The organism is Thermomonas sp. LB-4 (assembly GCF_036409385.1).
GTDB lineage: Bacteria > Pseudomonadota > Gammaproteobacteria > Xanthomonadales > Xanthomonadaceae > Thermomonas.
Map to the genome: position 1 here is coordinate 24,059 of NZ_JAXOFT010000025.1, position 6,047 is coordinate 30,105.

6 protein-coding genes are annotated in these 6,047 nt (G+C 67.1%); 2 read left to right on the forward strand and 4 right to left on the reverse strand.

Annotated elements, in window-relative coordinates:
• The first annotated feature begins 50 nt into the window (after positions 1-50).
• A complete protein-coding gene (locus tag SPK54_RS11990) occupies positions 51-839 on the forward strand; it encodes a hypothetical protein (protein WP_330948120.1) in 789 nt (262 codons plus the stop codon).
• 40 nt (positions 840-879) lie between these two features.
• Here SPK54_RS11990 and SPK54_RS11995 read toward each other — a convergent pair whose 3' ends face one another.
• The 4 genes from SPK54_RS11995 to polA all read right to left on the reverse strand — a co-directional run bounded on the left by SPK54_RS11995 (position 880) and on the right by polA (position 5,065).
• Positions 880-1,008, reverse strand: coding sequence for an entericidin A/B family lipoprotein (locus SPK54_RS11995; RefSeq protein WP_330948121.1), 129 nt, complete (start codon positions 1,006-1,008; stop codon positions 880-882).
• Positions 1,009-1,125: 117 nt separating this feature from the next.
• A complete protein-coding gene (locus SPK54_RS12000; protein WP_330948122.1) occupies positions 1,126-1,278 on the reverse strand; it encodes an entericidin A/B family lipoprotein in 153 nt (50 codons plus the stop codon).
• A gap of 113 nt (positions 1,279-1,391) precedes the next feature.
• Entirely contained in the window at positions 1,392-1,871 is a 480-nt protein-coding gene (locus tag SPK54_RS12005; protein ID WP_330948123.1) for a YetF domain-containing protein, read from the reverse strand.
• A 428-nt stretch (positions 1,872-2,299) separates the two neighbouring features.
• On the reverse strand, positions 2,300-5,065 hold the full coding sequence (gene polA, locus SPK54_RS12010; protein ID WP_330948124.1) for a DNA polymerase I: 2,766 nt from the start codon (positions 5,063-5,065) through the stop codon (positions 2,300-2,302).
• A gap of 111 nt (positions 5,066-5,176) precedes the next feature.
• Between polA and SPK54_RS12015 the strand changes: the two genes are divergently transcribed.
• Complete coding sequence (locus SPK54_RS12015; protein WP_330948125.1) at positions 5,177-6,007, forward strand: hypothetical protein; 831 nt, start codon at positions 5,177-5,179, stop codon at positions 6,005-6,007.
• Positions 6,008-6,047 lie beyond the last annotated feature (40 nt).

The following is a 6,047-nucleotide window of genomic DNA, read 5'->3' on the forward strand; positions in this document are numbered from 1 at the left end:
CCGCGCGTTGGCAACAGGGCAGCGCAATGCCTGCGCCCCGGGAGAGCCCCATGTTCCGCCGCCTGCTGATCGTCCTTGCCGTCCTCGCCGCCAGTGCGCCTGCGACCGCGCGCGCCCCGCTGTCCGCCCAGCCGCTGGTGACGCTGGCGCTGGTGGACCGCGACACCGCCCAGACCCTGCCCGAGTACCGCCACCGCGGCCGCGGCTGGGTTGCCGGCACGCCCGGCCATCGCTATGCGGTACGCCTCACCAACACCACCGGCGAGCGGGTGCTGGTGGTGCTGTCGGTGGATGGCGTGAATGCGGTCAGCGGGCAGACCGCCGCGCCCTCGCAGGCTGGCTATGTGCTGGGTCCGTGGGAGAGCGCCGAGATCGGGGGCTGGCGCAAGTCGCTGGACGACATCGCGCAGTTCGTGTTCACAGACCTGCCGGACAGCTACGCCGCGCGCACCGGGCGGCCGGACAACGTCGGGGTGGTCGGCATCGCGGTGTTCCGCGAGCGCTGGCAGCGCCCGCTGCCGCCGCCGGCACCGCCGGTCGCCCCGGCACCGCGGGGCAAGGCAGCAGCGTCGGCCAGCGCCGACCGCGCAGTGGCGATGGAGGCGATGCCGCAGCGCATCGGCATCGGCACCGGCCACGGCCAGCGCGAGCACGCGCCGGTGGGACAGACCACGTTCGAACGGGCCAGCAACGCGCCGCAGCAACTCAGCGAGTTGCGCTACGACAGCGTGGATACACTGGTGGCGATGGGCGTGCTGCCGCGCCGCGAGCAGGTCCGTATCCGGCCGCAGCCGCGCGCCTTCCCCGGCGGGTTCGTACCCGATCCACCGGGGCTGTGATGGGAGGCGCGGGCGGGACCCACTCCGCCGGCGCCCAGTCTCACTTGGCTGCGCCCTCGATCTTCTCGCCGGCCTTCTGGATGTCCTTGCCCGCGCCGGCAATGGTGTTGCAACCGGCCAGGAAGGCCAGGCAGGCCAGCGCCAACAGCGCCATCTTCATCTGCTTCATGGGGGGTTCTCCTCGGAATCCGGCGGACATTACCGGTCCGGAGGGAGCACAAGCAAGCCCGCCTCCGCGCCGCCTCCACCTGCGTCCCTGCAGGGTCGGCGGCGCGGAGGCGTCACATCAGCACTTCATGTCCTTGCAGTCCTGGGCCTTCTCTTCGACCTTCTCACCAGCTTTCTGGACGTCCTTGCCTGCGCCGGCAATGGTATTGCAGGCGGTCAGGGTCACGCTGGAAAACATGACCAGCATCAGCAGGGCGATCAAGCGCTTCATGGAGCCTCCTTCACTGTCGGGGGTGCGGCCATTTACCCCGCAGCCGCGTGAAGCAGGCGTGCATGCGCCGCCTGGCGGCACAACCATGGATGAACGGGGCAGGCCCGGCGCGCCTACTCGCGCTCTCGCGGGATCACGCTGATGCGGCCATTGGTTTCGAGCAAGGCCAGGCGGACGTCACCGACATCATCGATGTTGTTCATGCGCAGCGCCTCGGCGAAGTCGTCGTGGCTGACCAGCTCGCGCCGCAGCACGTGCTTGAACACCCTGCCATCGCGCGCCAGTACCACCGGTTCTCCCTCGACCCAGCGCTCCACCCTGCGGTTGCGCGAGGTCTGCCACGCCACCAGGTAGTTCAGCGCAATCAGGGTGCTCGCCATGATCGCGGCGCCGGTCAGCGAGTTGTCGCCGCCGTTGATCCCGTTCTGGACCGCATTGCCGATCAGGATCAGCAGGACCAGGTCGAACGGCGTGAACTGCCCGACCGCGCGTTTGCCGGAGACCCGCACCAGCACCATCACCATCACGTACACCACGCAGGCCCGCAGCACGAACACCCACCACGGGGCGGACAGCTGGAACAACTCGTTCATGTGATCTCTCCGCTGATCGGCTGCACGGACATTAACAACGCGGCCTGCATGAAGGCTGCATGGAGCAAAGCCCCGCTGAGCAGAGGAGGCGCGCAGACAGGCGCGGGTCCTGGAAGCCTCCGGCTTGGCGCCCAAGCTTTGCCGCCGCCCAAAAGGCGGCCACAAAAAAGCCCCGCAGCCAGGGGGGACTGCGGGGCCGGGGAAGGCCGGTTGGGGAGGACCTGCACCTTCCGGATGATCACACCAGGGGAGGGGTAGTGATCGGCAACAGGCGTTGCACCTGTTGCGAGCTATATGACCACTTCCAACATGGATGGTTCGTGAAGATTCCAGTTAAAAAACCGTTCGGTTCAGGAATGATTCATTGCATTTTCCCGAAACCCCGCCAAACCCGCGCCGCGTCACGCTTTGCGGGCCTGAACGCGAGCTCAGTGGGCCTCGTCCCAGTTGTCGCCCACCCCGCTGTCCACGACCAGCGGCACCCGCAGCCCGGCGGCGCCCGCCATCAGCGCCGGCACCTGTTCCAGCAGGGTCGGCACGAAGCCGGCGTCGGCCTCGAACACCAGTTCGTCGTGCACCTGCAGGATCATCAGCGCGCGGTCCCGTTGGTCGGCCAGCCAGGCGTCCACGCGCACCATCGCGCGCTTGATGATGTCGGCGGCGGTGCCCTGCATCGGCGCGTTGATCGCGGCGCGCTCGGCGCCGGCGCGCTGGGCGGCGTTGCGGGAGTGGATGTAGTCCAGCGCCAGCCGGCGGCCGAACACGGTTTCCACGTAGCCAAGGTCGCGCGCCTGCTGGCGGGTGCGTTCCATGTAGTCGCGCACGCCGGGATAGCGGCTGAAGTACAGCGCGATGTAGTCCTGCGCCTCGCCGCGGCCGATGCCCAGCTGCTTGGCCAGCCCGAACGCGCCCATGCCGTAGATCAGGCCGAAGTTGATCGCCTTGGCGGCGCGGCGCTCGTTCGTCGTCACATCGCCCATGGGCTTGCCGAAAACTTCCGCGGCGGTGGCGCGGTGGATGTCGGCGCCTTCCGCGAACGCGCGCAGCAGCGCCGCGTCTTCCGACAGGTGGGCCATGATCCGCAGCTCGATCTGCGAGTAGTCGCAGGCCACCAGCTTGCGCCCCGGCGGTGCGATGAAAGCGGTGCGGATGCGACGGCCTTCCTCGGTGCGGATCGGGATGTTCTGCAGGTTGGGATCGGACGACGACAGCCGCCCGGTGGCCGCGCCGGCCTGGTGGTAGCTGGTGTGCACGCGGCCGGTGTCGGGGTTGACCATCTCCGGCAGCTTGTCGGTGTAGGTGCTGCGCAGCTTGGCCAACCCGCGGTATTCCAGGATCACCCGCGGCAGCGCGTGCTGGTCGGCGATCGCCTCCAGCGCCTCTTCGTTGGTCGAGGGCGCGCCGCTGGGGGTCTTCACCAGCGCCGGCAGCTTCAGCTCGTCGAACAGCAGCGCGCCCAGCTGCTTGGGCGAATCCAGGTTGAAGCTGCGGCCGGCCAGCTCGGTGGCCTGCTGCTGCGCGGCCAGCATGCGCCGGCCCAGGTCCGCGGATTGGCGGCGCAGCTCGTCGGCATCCACCAGCACGCCGTTGGCCTCCACCCGCGCCAGCACCGGCACCAGCGGCATCTCGATGTCGCGGTACACGGCGTCGAGCGTCGGCTCGGCGGCCAGCTTGGCGCGCAGCACGCGGTGCAGGCGCAGGGTGATGTCGGCATCCTCGCCGGCGTAGCGGGTGGCGTCGTCGATCGCCACCTGCGAGAACGGGATCTGCTTGGCGCCCTTGCCGGCCACGTCCTCGTACTTGATGGTGTCGTAGCCGAGGTGGCGCCTGGCCAGCGAGTCCATGTCGTGGCGGGCGATGCCGGCGCTGAGCACGAAACTCTCCAGCATCGTGTCGTCGGCATAACCGCGCACGTCGATGCCGTGGCGACGCAGCACGTGCAGGTCGTACTTGCCGTGCTGGCCCAGCTTCTTCTTCGCCGGCTCCTCCAGCAGCGGGCGCAGCGCGGCCAGCACCGCCGCGCGGTCCAGCTGCGCCGGCGCGCCCGGATAATCGTGGCCCAGCGGGATGTAGCAGGCCTGGCCCGGCTCCACGCTGAAGCTCAGGCCCACCAGCGTGGCGCGCATCGGGTCGAGGCTGTCGGTTTCGCTGTCGAAGGCGAACTCGTCCGCGGCCTGCAGTTTCTCGATCCAACCCGACAGCTGCGCCTCGGTCAGCACCGTCTCGTACGCGCCCGGCGCCGACAGCGCGGGATCGATGCCGTCGGCAGCGGCCGGTGCGGCGGCCGCGACGAAGCCGCCGCCGCGGGCCACGCCGGGCTCCTTGTTGGCCACGCCCGCCGAAGCCGCGCCGCCGTCGAGCTCCTTCAACGCCTGGTTGAAACCATAGCGCGCGTACAGCGCGCGCAGGGTGTCCACGTCGCGCTCGCGCAGGGCGAGGTCCGCCGGCGCCAGCGGCAGCGCGATATCGGTCCTGATGGTGACCAGCTCACGATTGAGCGGCAGCCGCGGCAGCGCGGCGCGCAGGTTGTCGCCGATCTTGCCCTTGATGCCCTCCGCATTCGCAATCACGCCGTCCAGCGAGCCGTATTCCGCCAGCCACTTGGCCGCGGTCTTTGGCCCGCATTTCTCCACGCCGGGCACGTTGTCGACGGTGTCGCCCATCAGCGCCAGCAGGTCGACGATCTGGTCGGCGCGCACGCCGAATTTCTCGATCACCGCCGCATCCGCGTCCATCCGGCTGCCGCTCATGGTGTTGACCAGGCCCACGCCCGGCCGCACCAGCTGGGCGAAGTCCTTGTCGCCGGTGGAAATGGTGACCGCCAGGCCCTCGCCCGCTGCGCGCAGCGCCAGGGTGCCGATCACGTCGTCGGCCTCGACCCCGGGTTCACGCAGGATCGGGATGCCCAGCGCGCCGACGATCTCCAGCATCGGCTCGACCTGCGCGCGCAGCTCGTCCGGCATCGGCGGGCGGTTCGCCTTGTACTGGGGATACAGCTCGTCGCGGAAGGTCTTGCCGGGCGCATCCACCACGAAGGCGATGTGCTCGGGTTTTTCCTTCAGGTGGCCGCGCAGCATGTTGACCACCCCGAACAGCGCGCCGGTCGGCTCGCCGGCCGCGTTGGTCAGCGGCGGCAGCGCGTGGAAGGCGCGGTAGAGGTAGGAAGAACCGTCGATCAGGACAAGGCGTGTCATGCCGCAAGTCTAATCCCGACTTGTCGTAGTGTAGAGCGATGCTCCCATGAAAACGTGTTTGCGCCGGCGCTTGGCATCCATGCCAGACAACCTTCACGAAACAAAAGCACCATGCACTCGACATCATTTGAACTGGCAAGAAGATATTTGGTTGACGATCTGGATGTGTCCGTTGAAGTCGGCTCGCATCTTCACAAAATCCTCGAAGCACGCACGAAAAACAAACCCTGCACCGAAGATGACATCACTTACCTGCACAGCAATGAATTGCATGCACTTGCAGGCCTTATCAAAGGCGATGTTTCCTGGGCGCAGTACAAGCAAGCTGCCGCAACCGAACGGGAATGCCGTGTCGCACTGATTCGAGAAGCAGAAGCCGAGGCCAAGCGCGCTCGAGAAGAGGCACGACGACTGAAGCTGGAAGAGCTTGAGCGAAAACGACAGCTTCGTCTTGAGGCCCAAGCGAAAGAGGCCGCGCTGCTGGCACAGCGAGAAGCGGAGCGCATCGCCTATCTGAACAGCCCCGAATACATCGCACAGCAAAAAGAGCAGGCGATTCTCCGAAAATATGGCGTCACATCTCCAATAAAAGAACAGGATCGCCCGCAATTGTGGGGGGTTTTCGAAAAGCTGGAATCCAACGCACGGCTTGAAGGTGCGGATGCCGCTTGGCTGATCGGCATGAAAGGAAGGTATGGCCTGGAAGGCGCACTTGCCGCACATCACCGGCTCGAAGCGGATTTCTGTATCGCCGAGTTCAAGCGTACCGGCGATCCATGGCAAGCCGTCAATGCCAGTGGCCATTTGCGCAAGTGCAACGCTTCCAGAGAAGCCGATGAGCTTCTCGCAACGCTGCATCCAAACCGACTGAAGCACCCGAAACTGCACTCAGCCGTCCTCACGACGCGTGGCGGAGCCAAGCGCGATCTAGGGAAGGTCTGATCAACACACTCTGAAGCTTCAATCTCGGGCCACAGAGCGG